Here is a 14,107-nt window from a genome sequence, read left to right as displayed (position 1 = left end):
CCGTGCTCCCGATTGTGTCCTCGTGCCGATGCGAGAAGAAGCCGGTGGCGTCGTAGACCCTGTAGCAGCAAGAGGGTCAAGTGCTCGCTGCTACGCGAAAGCCTAGGCTGAAGCCGGTGATCGATTTTCATCCTTGACCCTGTCGTTGCTACAGGGCGCTCTGGTCTGAGAGACTCAGGAGTCGCAGGAAGGTACCTTCGACCCGGTGGCACTGGGCGAAATTCCGTTTGCGCGCGCAGACGACTGACGCTGGTAGTCGAAACCGGGCGCCCGGCGCGGATATTCATGGGATTGGGAGTCGTGCCCGCGACCTGCCATTCGTTCACCCGGCGGTCGGCCGCGCGCGAACCACCGATTTTGGGACGTTAAAGCCGTTCCTAGCAGGGCCGATGCACGTCGGCTTCCGTCCGATTGCGGTTGTAAGGCGGGCTTTTGGATCGGCATCCAAAGCAGGACCCCGTCACGCTTTCAGCAACCGAACAGATGCGCTTAAGAAAGATAGTTACGGCCATGTTTCAGGCGGCGCCTTTCTCATGTTGGTTTTAGGAGTGCCGGCAATGGGCCAGATGTGGCCGCGCGGTGGATTGCAGCCGCCGCCACTTGATATCGGTAGGCCGTTGGATATTCTTGGGTTTGATGCAAGTCCCTTCGTCCGAATTCGCCGGCCGTGACCGCGCCGCGTTGCGCAAGCATCTTTCCAGCTACTGGAAGATGGAGGCCGGCAATGTGCTGCTGATGCCAGCGGCGGGGTGCGCGATGCTGTGGTCGGGCGACGTCACGCCCGATGCCGCCGCCATCGCCGGCATGGCGGCGTGTTCGCTGCTGTTGGTGATTGGGACTGCGGCGTGGCGGATGGCGATGGCCGGGCTGGATGGCGACACGGCGCTGGCCGAAAAGCTGACAGCGGCTTGCGCGCGGGCTGAATGGCCGTCGCTGGCGGTGCTGGTGTTGGCCACGGCAATGGCTGCGGCGTCGGTGGTGGAGGGCGGCTGGCGACCCAACAGCTTTGCCGCAGCCGGGTTCACATTGTTGGGTTGGCTGGAATATGTGAATTACTACCATGTGCAGCTACAGAATTTCGATTCCACCATCGATCTGAAACGGCTGCAGGCCGGGCGCGGTTTGCGCCGCGCGCATCTTGGCCGAGCGGTGCGGGTGTGGCGGGCGCGACGCCGCCGCTGAACTGACCTGCGGCGCTCCGCCGATCGAGCTGGCGCTCAGGCGCGAGGCGCGTCGGCAGGAATTTTCCAAAGCCGTCATTCGCAGTCGAGGCCGCGAATGGCGACAACTGGGTCGAAAGCAGACATGCTGGGTCGTGAAACCATCGACGGAATGGGCTCTGCTAAATCCCCGCATACCATTCATAGCCGCGATCCGGCCAATATCCGCCCTTGCCCCGGCCAAAACCCGCCAGACTGTCGACCACCGCGATTTCCATCACATATTTCGCGTGTTTGTACCCCAGCTGCCGCTCGACGCGCAGGCGCAGCGGTGCGCCATGGCCAACGGGCAGCGGCGCGCCGTTCATGCTGTGGGCCAATATCGTTTGCGGGTGGAAGGCGTCGACCATGTCGATGCTCTCGTAATATTGCGCGGACGACTGGGCGCCGCCCTTGGACACCTCGCCGCCGTAATTATCGGCGCAGCGAAACACGACATAGCGCGCGCCCGTCTTGACGCCGGCGGCCTTCAGCAAAGCGCCAAGCTGCGGCCCCGTCCACTGGCCGATGGCGCTCCAGCCCTCGACGCAGTCGTGCCGCGTGATCTGGGTGCGGGCCGGCAGGCGGCGCAGGTCGGCAAGGCCGATCTGCATCGGATTGTGCACCATGCCGGTGATGGCCAGTTTCCAATCGGCAAAACCATTGGCCTTCATCGCCTGATAGGCGGCCTCGGTAGGCTCATGGGTGCCATTGACCTTGAACACCGGCGATACGTCAGCTGCCGAAAATTCGCGCGCCAGGCCGTCGCGGCCAACCAGCCGCTGCCAGCGCTGCGTCGCTTGTTCCGATGCGCGCAGCACTGCCGCCAGCTTGGCATTGCCGACCAGGCTGTCACAGCCGGCCAGCAACAGCCCCGATCCGCCGATAGTAAGCAGCCCGCGCCGTGAGATCATATCCATCATGGCCCCCTCAGATCTTCAGCTTGCCAGTGATCATGCCGCGCAACTGGTTGATCGGCCCGGACAGCACGACCATCAGCAGATGCACGAGGATGAACACCAGGATGAGATTGGCCGCGATCCAGTGCAGCGACCGCGCGCTCTGCCGGCCACCGAACATCTCGTTCAAAAACGGGAACGCCGCATTCAGCCCCGGCGACATGGTCATGCCAGTGAGGATGACCAGCGGCACCAGCAGCAGCGCCGTGCCGGCATAGGCGATTTTCTGCAAGGAACCGTAGCGCAGCATCGCCTCACCCTTGGGAAACTGCAATTTCGCATGGCTGACGATGTCGTGCCACATATGCGCCGGTGACAGTTCGCCAAGCCGAGGTAGCAGATCGCGGCGAATGTGCCCGCTCCAAAGTCCATGGCCCAGATACAACAGGCCATTTAGGATGATCACCCAGGCAAAGAAAAAGTGCCAGTTGCGCGCCGTCGCCAGGTCGCGCTGGCTGGGGAACGTCGCCCAGCCCGGATAGCCGACCACGACATTCGCGCCCGAAACACCCAGAACGCCAGTGGTATCGATGCGAGTATTGCCGAGCTCCAGATAGCCGCGCGGCGCCGCAGCCGGCCCGGACGCGCCGATCTCCAGCCATTGCCCCGCCCGCTGGTCCACCGAACCGGCCATGCCCCAATACAGGCGCGGGTGCGCATTGAAGATATTGGCCCCTGTCATCAGCAGCAACACGATGGCCAGTGCGTTGATCCAATGCGTCAGGCGGACCACGCCGGTGTGGCGCGGCACGAGGCGGCCGGAGTGGCCATCTGCCGATTCTGCCATGCTTGCCATGTTTCCCCTTTCGCTTTGTACGCGCCCGTAGGACATGTTCGTTGGACAACCGCCCCGCGTTACAAATGTTTTCCGCGCTATGGGCGCAATGCACAAGGACTGCCGATGCTGCGTGTCATTTCGCCCGATAGCCTGATGCCGCTGGCGACGCTGGACGGCATCGCCGGTTTGCCGGCCGGCACCGTGTGGATCGACATGCACAGCCCGACCAAGGACGAAGAAGCCTTTGTCGAGCGTGCCACCGGCATCCAGATTCCCACCCGCGAGGAGATGGAGGAAATCGAGGCGTCCAGCCGGCTCTACACCGAAAATGGCGCCATCTACATGACCGCGACGCTGGCCACCGGCATCATCACCGAACACCCCGAAACCCAGCCCGTCAGCTTCATCCTGACCGACCGGCATCTGATCACGTTGCGTTATGCCGATGTCGCCAGCTTCGACCGCTTCGCCGGCCATGCCGAACGCCAGCCGGCGTTGTGCGACACGCCGGGCATGGCGTTGATGCACCTGGTCGATGCCGTGGTGGACCGGCTGGCCGATGGCTTTGAACATATCGGCCGCGATGTCGACGCCATTTCCCGCGCCGCGTTTCGCCGGGCGCGCGGCGCGCGGCAACAGCGCGTGTCGAACCTCGCCTTGCAGGCGCTGCTGATCCGGCTGGGTTCGGCGCAGGACGCCCTGTCAAAGGCGCGCGACTCGGCCGCCAGCCTCAACCGGGCGCTGGGCTATCTGATGTTCGCAGCACCAAAGGATGCCAACCTCGGCCCGCATATCAAGACGCAGATGCGCGACCTCGCATCATTGACCGACACGGCGGGCTATATCGGCAACAACCTGACATTCCTGCTCGATGCGGCGCTGGGACTCATCTCGATCGAGCAGAACGCCGTGCTGAAAATCTTTTCGGTCGGCGCCATCGTGTTCATGCCGCCCACCTTGATTGCCGGCATTTATGGCATGAATTTCGAGCGCCTGCCCGAACTGCAATGGACGCTGGGCTATCCGATGGCGCTGGCGCTGATGCTGATGTCGGCGGTGCTGCCCTATCTGTTCTTCCGCTGGCGCGGCTGGCTGTAATCACGGCTCGTCGAGCGAGCAGCCATATTCGGGGTCAAAGCGCGCGGTGCGCCGGCTGAGCAGCGGCACGCTGGCGGTCACCGTACGGGCTTGCGGATCGTCGCTCACTTCGACCACGTCCGTCCCAGGTTCGCGGTCGGTCTCGCAACTGGCCATGTCACGGCCGCCAACATAGCGGCACGAGCACATGACATGCGCGATGTACCCGGTGGCCAGCGCCGCCTGCCGCCCGGTACCACTGTATCGCAGGCCAAGCCAGCCGCCCGCCAGCGCGGTCAGCAACAACACCGGCACCAGCCACAGCCAGAGCCGCCGCGGGGCACCGGCGCGTGGCGGTATTTGCGGGCTATTCGGCAAGGCTTGGCTTGCATTCATGGGGGTGCGGCCTTTAGCGTGAGAACTCGGGAGCCACTTCATTCCATGCAGCCGCGGCGATCAAGTCTCAATCTGTCATTTCTGGCGCTGATGGTGCCGGCGCAGCAGCTGGCTGCGCTTGCCATTGCTGCAATGCTGTTGTGCGCGCCCGCTGCCGCTGCGCCGACCCCCGCCGCACCGATTCCAGCCGCTGCGCTGCGCCCGGCCTTGCCCGCAGCCGACGCCTTTTTCAACGACCCGGCCCTGCGCGAAACCCGCGCGCTGGTCGTCATCCATCATGGGCAGCGCATTTTCGAACATTATGCCCCCGGCTATGGTCCCGGCACCCGGCTGATCAGCTGGTCGATGGCCAAATCGATCACTTCGACTCTGATCGGCGAACTGGTTGCCGATGGCCGGTTGCAGCTCGACATGCCGGCGCCGGTCAGGGAGTGGCAGCGCAAGGGCGATCAGCGCGCCGCCATCACGCTGCGCCAGCTGCTGCACATGGCCGGCGGGCTGAAGCACACGGAAACCGGGCCGCAGCCAGAGCTGTCCGACACCAATCGCGCCCTGTTCGCCGACACCAGCGCCGACATTTACGCCGCTGCCGTGGCCGCACCGCTGGAAACGCAGCCGGGCCGCGTGTTCGAATATTCGACACTGACAACCCACATACTGTCCCGCATCGTCTCCGACACCATCGCGCCGGCTGCCAAGACCCCCGCCGCCCGCCGCGCCGCGATGCGGGCGTTCGTGCAATCACGACTGGCCGGCCCGGCCGGCATGGCGTCGCTGCTGTGCGAACATGATCCCGCCGGCACCATGCTGGGCGGCTCGCTGTGTCATGCCACGGCGCGCGACTGGGCGGCGTTCGGGCAGATGTATCTGGACAATGGCGTGGTGGCCGGCGCGCAGGTGGTGCGGCCCGACTGGGTGCGCTTCGTGACCACGCCGTCGCCGGCCAACCCCGGCTATGGCGGGCAATTCTGGCTGAACCGGCCGCAGGTGCGCGGCCAGGACCCGGCGCTGTTCCCCGAAATCGGCCCGGCTGATGCCTATGCCGCCATCGGGCATCTGGGCCAATATGTCATCATCGTGCCGTCGCGACGGCTGGTCGTGGTGCGGCTCGGCAAGACGCAGGACGAGGATCTGGCCCCGGTCCGCGCCGCGCTCGGCCGGCTGGTGAACAGCGTTCCGGCTGCTGCGAAATGACCGCAGCTGATTATCGCATCATCGAAATAAAGCTCGATGAACGCACGATATTGTGGCGCAACGCCGATATCGAACAGGAACGCCGCGTCGCCATCTTCGACCTGCTCGAAGGCAATGAATTCAAGCCGGCGTCGGTTGAAAGCCATGGCAACCACGGTCCCTACAAGGTGCTGCTCGGCGTCGAGGAAGGCCGGTTGACCGTCGATATCGCCGGCAAGGACGACAAGCCGCTGGAAAATTTCGTGCTGGCGCTGGCACCGTTCCGCCGCACCATCCGCGATTATTTCGCCATCTGCGACAGTTATTACCAGGCCATCCGGGCCGCCAGCCCGCAGCAGATCGAAACCATCGACATGGCCCGCCGCGCCATCCACAACGACGCTGCCGAGGCGCTGAAGGAACGGCTGGAAACCAAGGTCGCGGTCGATTTCGACACGGCCCGCCGCCTCTTCACGCTGATCTGCGTGCTGCATATCAAGGGACATTGATGAGCGTACTTTCCGACCGCTGGATCCGCGAAAACGCGCTGGCCCATGGCATGATCGAACCGTTCGTGGACCGGCAGACCCGCGACGGCGTCATCAGCTATGGCCTGTCATCCTATGGCTATGACGCGCGCGTCGCCGATGAATTCAAGATCTTCACCAACGTCAATTCGGCGGTGGTGGACCCCAAGGATTTCCGCTCGGACAGCTTTGTCGATCGCAAGACCGATTGCTGCGTCATCCCGCCCAATTCCTTCGCGCTGGCCCGCACCGTCGAATATTTCCGCGTGCCCAAGGACGTGTTGGTCATTTGCCTGGGCAAATCCACCTATGCCCGCTGCGGCATCATCGTGAACGTCACCCCGCTCGAACCGGGCTGGGAGGGGCATGTCACGCTGGAATTTTCCAACACCACGCCGCTGCCGGCGCGCATCTATGCCAACGAAGGCGCCTGCCAGTTCCTGTTCCTCAAGGGCAATGAACCCTGCGAAGTGACCTATGCCGACCGGATGGGCAAATACATGGGCCAGCGCGGCGTGACGCTGCCGAAACTGTAACAGCCCATGACCCCTGAAACCCGCACCGGCCTCCTCGCCGGGCTCGGCGCCTATGTCATCTGGGGCCTGCTGCCCTTTTATCTGCGGCTGCTGCACGGCGTGCCGGCGGCCGATGTGCTGGCGCACCGCATCCTGTGGTCGGTGCTGGTGGTGGCGCTGCTGATTGCGGCCTTGCGCGGCTGGCAGCGGCTGGGCGCGGCGCTGCGCCAGCCCCGCCTGTTGTTGTTGCTGCTAGCCAGCGCCGTGTGCATCGCCATCAACTGGCTGGTTTACACCTGGGCCATCCTGAACGGCCATGCGCTCGACACATCTTTGGGCTATTTCATCAACCCGCTGGTCAGCGTGGTGTTCGGCGTCGTCCTGCTGGGCGAACGCCTGTCGCGCCTGCAATGGGCCGCTGTGGCTTGCGCGGCTGCCGGCGTTGTCGTGCTTACCATCGCGCACGGCAACCTGCCTATGATTGCCATCGCACTGGCATTGTCGTTCGGCACCTATGGCCTGATCCGCAAACAGGCGGCGGTCGATGCCGCGACGGGCCTGTTCATCGAAACGCTGATGCTGGCGCCGGTGGCGCTGCTCTGGCTGCTGTCCCTGCCCAAGGTACAGACCGCGGGCCTTGCGGCATGGCCGGGGCCATTGTTGGCGCTGCTGATGCTGGGCGGCGTGCTGACGGCGGCGCCGCTGATGCTGTTCGGCGTGGCGGCGCGCCGGCTGAAACTGTCGACCATGGGTCTCATGCAGTATATCGCGCCGTCGATGGTATTCCTGCAGGCGATCTTCCTGTTCGGCGAGGCCATCGACCCGTGGCAGATGCTGGCCTTTGCCGCGACCTGGACCGGCCTTGCCCTCTATACTCTCTCGCTTGGCCGGCCAGTGGCGCCGGCCGCACAACCGCGCTAACAGGGTAGTCATGGACCAGATCATTATCCGTGGTGGCCGCACGCTCAACGGCCGTATCCAGATCTCCGGCGCAAAGAACGCTGCGCTGACGCTGATGCCGTGCGCGTTGCTGACCGACGAGCCGCTGACGCTGCGCAACCTGCCGCGCCTCGCCGATATCGACACCTTCGGGCATCTGCTCAACAACCACGGCCTGTCGACCACCATCGAGGGCACGCACCCCGATGAATTCGGCCGGGTAATGACCATTCGCGCCAACCGCATCACATCCACCGTTGCGCCCTATGACATCGTGCGCAAGATGCGCGCCTCCATCCTCGTGCTGGGGCCATTGCTGGCCCGCGCCGGTGAAGCACCGTGTCGCTGCCCGGCGGCTGCGCCATCGGCAACCGCCCGATCGACCTGCATCTCAAGGCGCTCGAACATCTTGGCGCCGAAATCGAACTCGCTGCCGGCTACGTCAAGGCGACCGCGCCCAAGGGCGGGCTTCCGGGCGGGCGTTATGTCTTCCCGATCGTGTCGGTGGGCGCCACCGAAAACGCCGTCATGGCCGCCGTGCTGTGCCGTGGCACATCGGTGCTGGAAAATGTCGCGCGCGAACCGGAAATTGTCGATCTGTGCAATTGCCTGGTGGCGATGGGCGCCAAAATCGCCGGCATCGGCACCGAAAAACTCACCATCACCGGCGTGCGCGACCTGCATGGCGCCACCTATGCCGTCATGCCCGACCGTATCGAGGCGGGCAGCTATGCTTGCGCCGCCGCCATCACCGGCGGAGAGCTTGAGCTGGTCGGCGCCACCGAATCCGATCTCGGCTCGACACTCGAGGCGCTGCGGGAGGCCGGGGTCGAAATCACGCCGACCGCCGATGGCATTTCGGTGAAACGCCTCAACGGCCTCCACGGCATCAATATCTCGACGGCGCCTTATCCCGGTTTTGCCACCGACATGCAGGCGCAGTTCATGGCGATGCTCACGGTGGCCGAGGGCGCCTCGCTGCTGACCGAAACGATCTTCGAAAACCGCTTCATGCACGTGCCCGAACTGGCGCGCATGGGCGCCGACATCACCGTGCGCGGCCGCAGCGCCGTGGTGCGCGGCGTTGCCGGTCTGAACGGTGCGCCGGTGATGGCCACCGACCTGCGCGCCTCCATGAGCCTGGTGCTCGCCGGCCTTGCCGCCAAGGGCGAAACCATCGTGGGCCGCGTCTATCACCTCGACCGGGGCTATGAACGGCTTGAGGAAAAACTCTCCGCCGTCGGCGCCGACATCGAGCGCGTGTCGGATGGCTGAGCAACTGGCGCTGCTGGCGGCCAGCGGTGATGATTTGCCGCCGCTGTCCGCCCTGCTGCAGGATGCGACGCTGCGGCTGGCCGATATCGCCTATGACCGGCGCGCCCGGCGGCTGGTCTGCCTTGTGAACCGCTATCGCCGTGAAGCGCCGGGGCAGAGCCGCATCCGCTGCGTCCTGCGTCTGGAAACCGTGGCGGCCGTGCAGCGGCACTCATGGCCCAGCGATCCCGAAGCCGTCGTCAATATACTGTCACTGGCACAGGACGGCGACTGGCTGGTGCTGACCTTTGGCGGCGGCGCAGCCTTGCGCGCACGCGCCGAAGTGGTGGACGTGCTGCTGGAGGACGTGGGCGAGGCCTGGAATACAGCGCGGGTGCCGCAGCACGATTGAGTTTTTTCGCTGTTTTGCGCGAAACTGCCGGAAGTTACCGGTTCTTGCTGTCCTACGGGAAAAAGTTTTGGCATAAGCATTTGTAATGCAAGGAAACAGCGCAAAAAATCGGCCGCGCTATTATACGCTTGTACAATAGCGGTGGTTTTCAGCCGCCGCGATTACCGCTGGCGCGCCATTTCGCCCCGAACGTCAGCAGCAGCGCCGCCGTCAGCGATTTGCCCAACCCGCCCGGCAGCAGCGGCCACAGTACCGCCAACGCGCGATTCGCGCCCAGCATCAGCGCCAGCCAGCCGCAACCGATCGCAAGTATAAGCACATGCGCCAGCAGCATCAGCCGCAGCGTGGCCCATAGGCTCCAGTCCGGCCGCCAGCGCCCTGCCAGCGCCGCAGCCAGCGGAAAAGACAGCAAAAAACCGAATGTGGCCCCGGTCATCGCCGACCAGTTGCCTGCCCCGCCCGCCAGCACTGGCAGACCGATAGCAGCGAGCGCCAGCCATGCCAGCACGGCGCCGGCGCCCCACACCGGCCCGAGCCACGCCCCCACCACAAGCACGGCCAGCGATTGCAGCGTGATCGGCACCGGGCCTATCGGCAGCGCCGCCTGCGAGGCCAGCGCCAAACCTGCAATGGCAACCAGCGCCGAAGCGAAATGCCTCAGAGCTTCACCAGCATCTTGCCGGTGTTGCCGCCCGAAAACAGGCCGACAAAGGCGTCGGGCGCCTTCTCCACGCCCTCGAACACCGTTTCTTCCCATTTCAGCTTGCCGGCCGCGATCCAGCCGGTCATTTCGGCGATGAATTGCGGGCGCAGCCCGGCAAATTCCATCACGATGAAGCCGCGCATCATCAAAGATTTTCCGACAACCTGGATGATGTTGGACGGGCCGGGCACGGGATTTTCCGCGTTATAGCCCGAGATCATGCCGCACTCGACCAGCCGCGCGAACGGCTTGGCCATTTCGATGGCGACCTCGAGATGCTCGCCGCCGACATTGTCGAAATACACGTTGATGCCCTTTGGCACGGCGGCGCGCACCGCCTCCAGCAGGTTACCGCAGGTCTTGTAGTTGATGGCATGATCGACACCGACCGAACGCAGCCAGTCGCATTTTTCGTCCGTGCCAGCCGTTGCCACCACCGTGCAGCCGCGCAGCTTGGCGACCTGCGCCACCACTGAACCGACCGCGCCGGCGCCGCCCGAGACAAACACCGTGTCGCCGGCCAGCGGCTTGCCGATTTCGCCAAGACCCGCCCATGCGGTCAAGCCCGGCATCCCCAGCACGCCTAGGAACGCCTGTGTCGGCACGCCGGCATGTGCGGGCAGTTTTTCCAGAGCGGCGCCGGGGGCGACAAACGCCTCGCGCCAGCCGAACATCGAATTGACCAGATCACCGGGCGCAAAATCGGCATGGTTGCTGGTGATGACTTCACCGATGGCGCCGCCCTGCAACGCTTCACCGATCTGGAACGGCGGCACATAGCTGGGCCGATCGTACATGCGGCCGCGCATATAGGGATCGACCGACATCCAATGGTTGCGCACCAGCACTTCACCGGCACCGGGCGCCGGCAGTTCGACACTGGCCACGGCAAAATTGGCTGCAACAGGCGTGCCGACCGGACGGCTGGCAAGACGGATTTCGCGCGATGTGGTCATGATCGACTCCCGATGGATTTACCCGAAGCGATGGACGCGATTGACCCGGCTTGCAAGCGCCGCGCTAAATCTCGACCTGGCTGCCCAGTTCCACCACCCGGTTGGTCGGCAGCTTGAAAAAGTCCATCGCGCTTTCGGCGTTGCGCATCATCCAGGCGAACAGATGCTCGCGCCACAACGCCATGCCCGGCCGGTCGCTGGCCAGCAGCGTCTGGCGCGACAGGAAGAAACTGGTTTCCATCATCTTGAGCTTGGGCCCGCAATTTTCGACCTTTTTCAGGACGGCGGGAATATCAAGCTCCTGCATGAAACCATAGCGCACCATGATGCGGTAGAAATTGCCGCCGAGGTCCTTCACGCCGATGCGGTCTTCATCGGAGACATAGGGCACCTCGTCGATCACCACCGTCAGGATCATGATGCGTTCGTGGAGCACCTTGTTGTGCTTGAGATTGTGCAGCAGCGCCTGCGGCACGCCGGTGGGCGATGTCGTCATGAACACTGCCGTGCCGGGCACGCGCGTGGCGGCGCTGGCGGCTGACTTGATGAACACGTCCATCGGCATGGCACTGTCGCGCAGGCGTTCCTGCATCAAGGAACGCCCCTTGGCCCATGTCGTCAGGAAGGTGAAGGCGATGGCACCGACCAGCAGCGGGAACCAGCCGCCATCGGGCACCTTGGTCATGTTGGAGGCAAAATACGCCGCATCGATGATCACGAATGTGCCGACAAAGCCATAGGACAGCCAGCGGTTCCATTTCCACACCGTCAGCACCAGCACCGCCATCATCAAAGTGGTGATGAACATGTTGCCGGTGACGGCAATGCCATAGGCAGAGGCGAGGTTGGACGAGGATTTGAAGCTGAGCACCAGCAGCACGACGGTGGCGAGCAGCGCCCAGTTGACCAGCGGGATATAGATCTGGCCCGCCGCCGAAGCCGATGTATGGGTGATCTTGATGCGCGGCAGGAAGCCCAGTTGCACCGCTTGCTGCACAACCGAGAACGCGCCCGAAATCACCGCCTGGCTGGCGATGACCGTCGCCATGGTGGCAAGACCCACGAGCGGCAGCCGCGCCCAGTCAGGCGCCATCAGGAAAAACGGATTGGACACGGCATCGGGCGAGCCCAGGATCATCGCCGATTGCCCGAAATAGTTCAGCAGCAGCGCCGGCATCACGAACCACAGCCACGACCGCTGGATGGGCTTGCGCCCGAAATGGCCCATATCGGCATACAGCGCCTCGGCACCCGTAACCGACAGCACCACCGAACCCAGCGCCAGAAAGCCCAGCGCCGGATTGTCAGTGAAGAAACGCACCGCCCAGATCGGGTTGATTGCCTCAAAAATGGCCGGGTTGCGCATGATCTGGCTGATGCCCATGACAGCAATAACGACGAAATACACCAGCATGATCGGCGCAAACAACGCGCCCACCTTGGCCGATCCGCGCGATTGCAGCAGGAACAGCCCGATGAGAATGCCGACGGCGGCAGGCAGCACATATTGCCCGAAGGCGGGGTTGACCACGGTGATCCCCTCCACCGCCGACAGCACCGAAATCGCCGGCGTGATGATGCAGTCACCGATGAACAGGGCCGTGGCCAGCACACCCAGCAGGCCAAGCAGCCGGGCGCGCTGAACGCTGTGGTCCGAAAGGCGTGAAATCATGGCCAGCAGCGATAGGCTGCCGCCCTCACCGCGATTGTCGGCACGCAGGATTACCAGCACATATTTCAACGTGACGATCAACGTCATCGTCCAGAACACCAGGCTCATGATGCCGAAGACATGCAGTTGGTCCACCGCCAGCTTGTGGTGGCCGGCGAATGTTTCCTTGAGCGCATAAAGCGGGCTGGTGCCGATATCGCCGAACACCACGCCGATGGCTCCGATGGCCAACCGAGTCATGCCTTGCGGAGCATGATGTCCGCCCTGGTCGGGGTTGGAAGGCGCGGCAGTGGCAGAAATCGACATGGCCGACAGGGACCCCGAGGAAACAGTGCGGCGCGTTACCATGCCGGCAAGTTCGCTGCAATGCGGCATGAAACCGGCGATGGCGCTGACCTGTCCGAGCCGCTAACCTTGTGTCAGGCCAGCCAATGGAGACTGCAATGCGAGTCGGCGTTCCCCGCGAAATCAAGGTCCATGAATATCGCGTCGGCCTGACGCCGCCGGCGGTCGCCGAACTCACGCAGCGCGGCCATCAGGTGCTGGTCGAAACCGGCGCCGGCACCGGCATCGATTTTTCCGACAGCGATTATGTTGCCGCCGGTGCGCGCATCGTCACAACACCGGCTCAGGTGTTTGCCGGCGCCGACATGATCGTCAAGGTCAAGGAACCCCAGCTGCACGAATGCGCCTGGCTGGAGCCACGCCACACGCTGTTCACCTATCTGCATCTTGCTGCCGACAAGCCGCAGGCCGAAGCCTTGATGGCATCGGGCGCGACCTGCATCGCCTATGAAACCGTCACCGACCGCCATGGCGGCCTGCCGCTGCTGCGGCCCATGTCCGAAGTGGCGGGCCGCATGAGCGTGCAGGTCGGCGCGCATTACCTCGAAAAGGAACAGGGCGGGCGCGGCATCTTGCTGGGCGGCGTGCCGGGCGTGGCACCGGGGCGGGTCGCCATACTGGGCGGCGGCGTATCGGGGCTGAATGCTGCGGAAATGGCCGTGGGCCTGCGGGCGGACGTGACCATCTATGATATTTCCACCGCGCGGCTGGCCGAGATCGACCAGATATTCGAAGGCCGGGTCAAGACCGCGTTTTCCAGCCGCGCCGCCATCGCCGCTGCCATCGCCCGCGCCCATCTGGTCATCGGCGCGGTGCTGGTGCCCGGCGCCGCCGCGCCCAAACTGGTCAACCGCGACATGCTCAAATTGATGAAGCGCGGCAGCGTGCTGGTCGATATCGCCATCGACCAGGGCGGCTGTTTCGAAACCAGCCGCGCCACCACCCATGCCGACCCGGTCTACACCGTCGATGGCATCATCCATTATTGCGTTGCCAACATGCCCGGCGCGGTGGCCCGCACATCGACCTTTGCGCTGGTCAACGCGACGTTGCCGTTCGTCATGCGGCTGGCCGATCACGGCGCTGCGGCTGCGATGGCCGCCGACCAGCATCTGGCGCAGGGCCTCAACGTCGCGGCCGGGCAGATCCGCCATGCCGCCGTTGCCGAGGCCCTGTCCCTGCGATTTCACGGCTAAGGGCTT

The 14,107-nt window shown here is 64.3% G+C and carries 14 protein-coding genes and 1 pseudogene; 9 read left to right on the top strand and 6 right to left on the bottom strand.

What is annotated here, in order from left to right:
* Positions 1-636: 636 nt before the first annotated feature.
* Positions 637-1,182, top strand: a complete 546-nt coding sequence (locus RMQ73_RS00925; protein ID WP_310496079.1) for a hypothetical protein — start codon at positions 637-639, stop codon at positions 1,180-1,182.
* A 160-nt stretch (positions 1,183-1,342) separates the two neighbouring features.
* Here RMQ73_RS00925 and RMQ73_RS00920 read toward each other — a convergent pair whose 3' ends face one another.
* Together RMQ73_RS00920 and RMQ73_RS00915 are read right to left on the bottom strand one after the other, a co-directional pair.
* Positions 1,343-2,122, bottom strand: a complete 780-nt coding sequence (locus RMQ73_RS00920; RefSeq protein ID WP_310496078.1) for a molybdopterin-dependent oxidoreductase — start codon at positions 2,120-2,122, stop codon at positions 1,343-1,345.
* Between the two features lie 7 nt (positions 2,123-2,129).
* Complete coding sequence (locus tag RMQ73_RS00915; protein WP_310496077.1) at positions 2,130-2,954, bottom strand: cytochrome b/b6 domain-containing protein; 825 nt, start codon at positions 2,952-2,954, stop codon at positions 2,130-2,132.
* Between the two features lie 105 nt (positions 2,955-3,059).
* On the opposite strand from RMQ73_RS00915, the gene RMQ73_RS00910 reads away from it, so the two are divergent.
* Complete coding sequence (locus RMQ73_RS00910) at positions 3,060-4,034, top strand: magnesium transporter CorA family protein (protein ID WP_310496076.1); 975 nt, start codon at positions 3,060-3,062, stop codon at positions 4,032-4,034.
* Here the strand turns inward: RMQ73_RS00910 and RMQ73_RS00905 are convergent, their stop codons facing one another.
* Entirely contained in the window at positions 4,035-4,409 is a 375-nt protein-coding gene (locus tag RMQ73_RS00905; RefSeq protein WP_310496075.1) for a hypothetical protein, read from the bottom strand. It abuts the gene before it with no gap.
* Between the two features lie 45 nt (positions 4,410-4,454).
* Between RMQ73_RS00905 and RMQ73_RS00900 the strand changes: the two genes are divergently transcribed.
* The 6 genes and pseudogenes from RMQ73_RS00900 (at position 4,455) to RMQ73_RS00875 (ending at position 9,229) form a co-directional block, all read left to right on the top strand.
* Positions 4,455-5,603, top strand: coding sequence for a serine hydrolase (locus RMQ73_RS00900; protein WP_310496074.1), 1,149 nt, complete (start codon positions 4,455-4,457; stop codon positions 5,601-5,603).
* Positions 5,600-6,091 carry a UPF0262 family protein gene (locus tag RMQ73_RS00895; protein WP_310496073.1) on the top strand — a complete coding sequence of 164 codons (492 nt, stop codon included), beginning with the start codon at positions 5,600-5,602 and terminating at the stop codon, positions 6,089-6,091. The genes RMQ73_RS00900 and RMQ73_RS00895 overlap by 4 nt, the downstream gene beginning before the upstream one ends.
* Positions 6,091-6,645, top strand: coding sequence for a dCTP deaminase (gene dcd / locus RMQ73_RS00890; RefSeq protein WP_310496072.1), 555 nt, complete (start codon positions 6,091-6,093; stop codon positions 6,643-6,645). The genes RMQ73_RS00895 and dcd overlap by 1 nt, the downstream gene beginning before the upstream one ends.
* 6 nt (positions 6,646-6,651) lie before the next feature.
* Positions 6,652-7,545 (top strand): EamA family transporter RarD, encoded by an 894-nt coding sequence (rarD, locus tag RMQ73_RS00885; RefSeq protein WP_310496071.1) that lies wholly within the window; start codon positions 6,652-6,654, stop codon positions 7,543-7,545.
* 10 nt (positions 7,546-7,555) lie between these two features.
* A pseudogene (murA, locus tag RMQ73_RS00880) lies at positions 7,556-8,838 on the top strand (UDP-N-acetylglucosamine 1-carboxyvinyltransferase).
* Entirely contained in the window at positions 8,831-9,229 is a 399-nt protein-coding gene (locus tag RMQ73_RS00875; protein ID WP_310496070.1) for a DUF2948 family protein, read from the top strand. The pseudogene murA and the gene RMQ73_RS00875 overlap by 8 nt, the downstream one beginning before the upstream one ends.
* Positions 9,230-9,377: 148 nt before the next feature.
* On the opposite strand, the gene RMQ73_RS00870 is transcribed toward RMQ73_RS00875, so the two are convergent.
* The 3 genes from RMQ73_RS00870 to RMQ73_RS00860 all read right to left on the bottom strand — a co-directional run bounded on the left by RMQ73_RS00870 (position 9,378) and on the right by RMQ73_RS00860 (position 12,866).
* Positions 9,378-9,851 (bottom strand): biotin transporter BioY, encoded by a 474-nt coding sequence (locus RMQ73_RS00870; protein WP_310496069.1) that lies wholly within the window; start codon positions 9,849-9,851, stop codon positions 9,378-9,380.
* Between the two features lie 35 nt (positions 9,852-9,886).
* Positions 9,887-10,888 (bottom strand): NADP-dependent oxidoreductase, encoded by a 1,002-nt coding sequence (locus RMQ73_RS00865; RefSeq protein ID WP_310496068.1) that lies wholly within the window; start codon positions 10,886-10,888, stop codon positions 9,887-9,889.
* Positions 10,889-10,952: 64 nt separating this feature from the next.
* Complete coding sequence (locus tag RMQ73_RS00860; RefSeq protein WP_310496083.1) at positions 10,953-12,866, bottom strand: potassium transporter Kup; 1,914 nt, start codon at positions 12,864-12,866, stop codon at positions 10,953-10,955.
* 137 nt (positions 12,867-13,003) lie between these two features.
* On the opposite strand from RMQ73_RS00860, the gene ald reads away from it, so the two are divergent.
* Entirely contained in the window at positions 13,004-14,101 is a 1,098-nt protein-coding gene (ald, locus tag RMQ73_RS00855; protein WP_310496067.1) for an alanine dehydrogenase, read from the top strand.
* The last annotated feature ends 6 nt before the right edge of the window (positions 14,102-14,107 follow it).

The sequence above is a fragment of the Sandarakinorhabdus sp. genome (assembly GCF_031430775.1).
Classification (GTDB): Bacteria; Pseudomonadota; Alphaproteobacteria; order Sphingomonadales; family Sphingomonadaceae; genus Sandarakinorhabdus.
This window is presented reverse-complemented; position numbering and strand designations above follow the sequence as displayed.

Excerpts from the sequence above, each read along its gene's own strand:
- RMQ73_RS00925 (WP_310496079.1), top strand. The coding sequence starts at position 637 with ATGCAAGTCCCTTCGTCCGAATTCGCCGGCCGTGACCGCGCCGCGTTG.
- RMQ73_RS00920 (WP_310496078.1), bottom strand. The coding sequence starts at position 2,122 with ATGATGGATATGATCTCACGGCGCGGGCTGCTTACTATCGGCGGATCG.
- RMQ73_RS00915 (WP_310496077.1), bottom strand. The coding sequence starts at position 2,954 with ATGGCAAGCATGGCAGAATCGGCAGATGGCCACTCCGGCCGCCTCGTG.
- RMQ73_RS00910 (WP_310496076.1), top strand. The coding sequence starts at position 3,060 with ATGCTGCGTGTCATTTCGCCCGATAGCCTGATGCCGCTGGCGACGCTG.
- RMQ73_RS00905 (WP_310496075.1), bottom strand. The coding sequence starts at position 4,409 with ATGAATGCAAGCCAAGCCTTGCCGAATAGCCCGCAAATACCGCCACGC.
- RMQ73_RS00900 (WP_310496074.1), top strand. The coding sequence starts at position 4,455 with ATGCAGCCGCGGCGATCAAGTCTCAATCTGTCATTTCTGGCGCTGATG.
- RMQ73_RS00895 (WP_310496073.1), top strand. The coding sequence starts at position 5,600 with ATGACCGCAGCTGATTATCGCATCATCGAAATAAAGCTCGATGAACGC.
- dcd (WP_310496072.1), top strand. The coding sequence starts at position 6,091 with ATGAGCGTACTTTCCGACCGCTGGATCCGCGAAAACGCGCTGGCCCAT.
- rarD (WP_310496071.1), top strand. The coding sequence starts at position 6,652 with ATGACCCCTGAAACCCGCACCGGCCTCCTCGCCGGGCTCGGCGCCTAT.
- RMQ73_RS00875 (WP_310496070.1), top strand. The coding sequence starts at position 8,831 with ATGGCTGAGCAACTGGCGCTGCTGGCGGCCAGCGGTGATGATTTGCCG.
- RMQ73_RS00865 (WP_310496068.1), bottom strand. The coding sequence starts at position 10,888 with ATGACCACATCGCGCGAAATCCGTCTTGCCAGCCGTCCGGTCGGCACG.
- RMQ73_RS00860 (WP_310496083.1), bottom strand. The coding sequence starts at position 12,866 with ATGTCGATTTCTGCCACTGCCGCGCCTTCCAACCCCGACCAGGGCGGA.
- ald (WP_310496067.1), top strand. The coding sequence starts at position 13,004 with ATGCGAGTCGGCGTTCCCCGCGAAATCAAGGTCCATGAATATCGCGTC.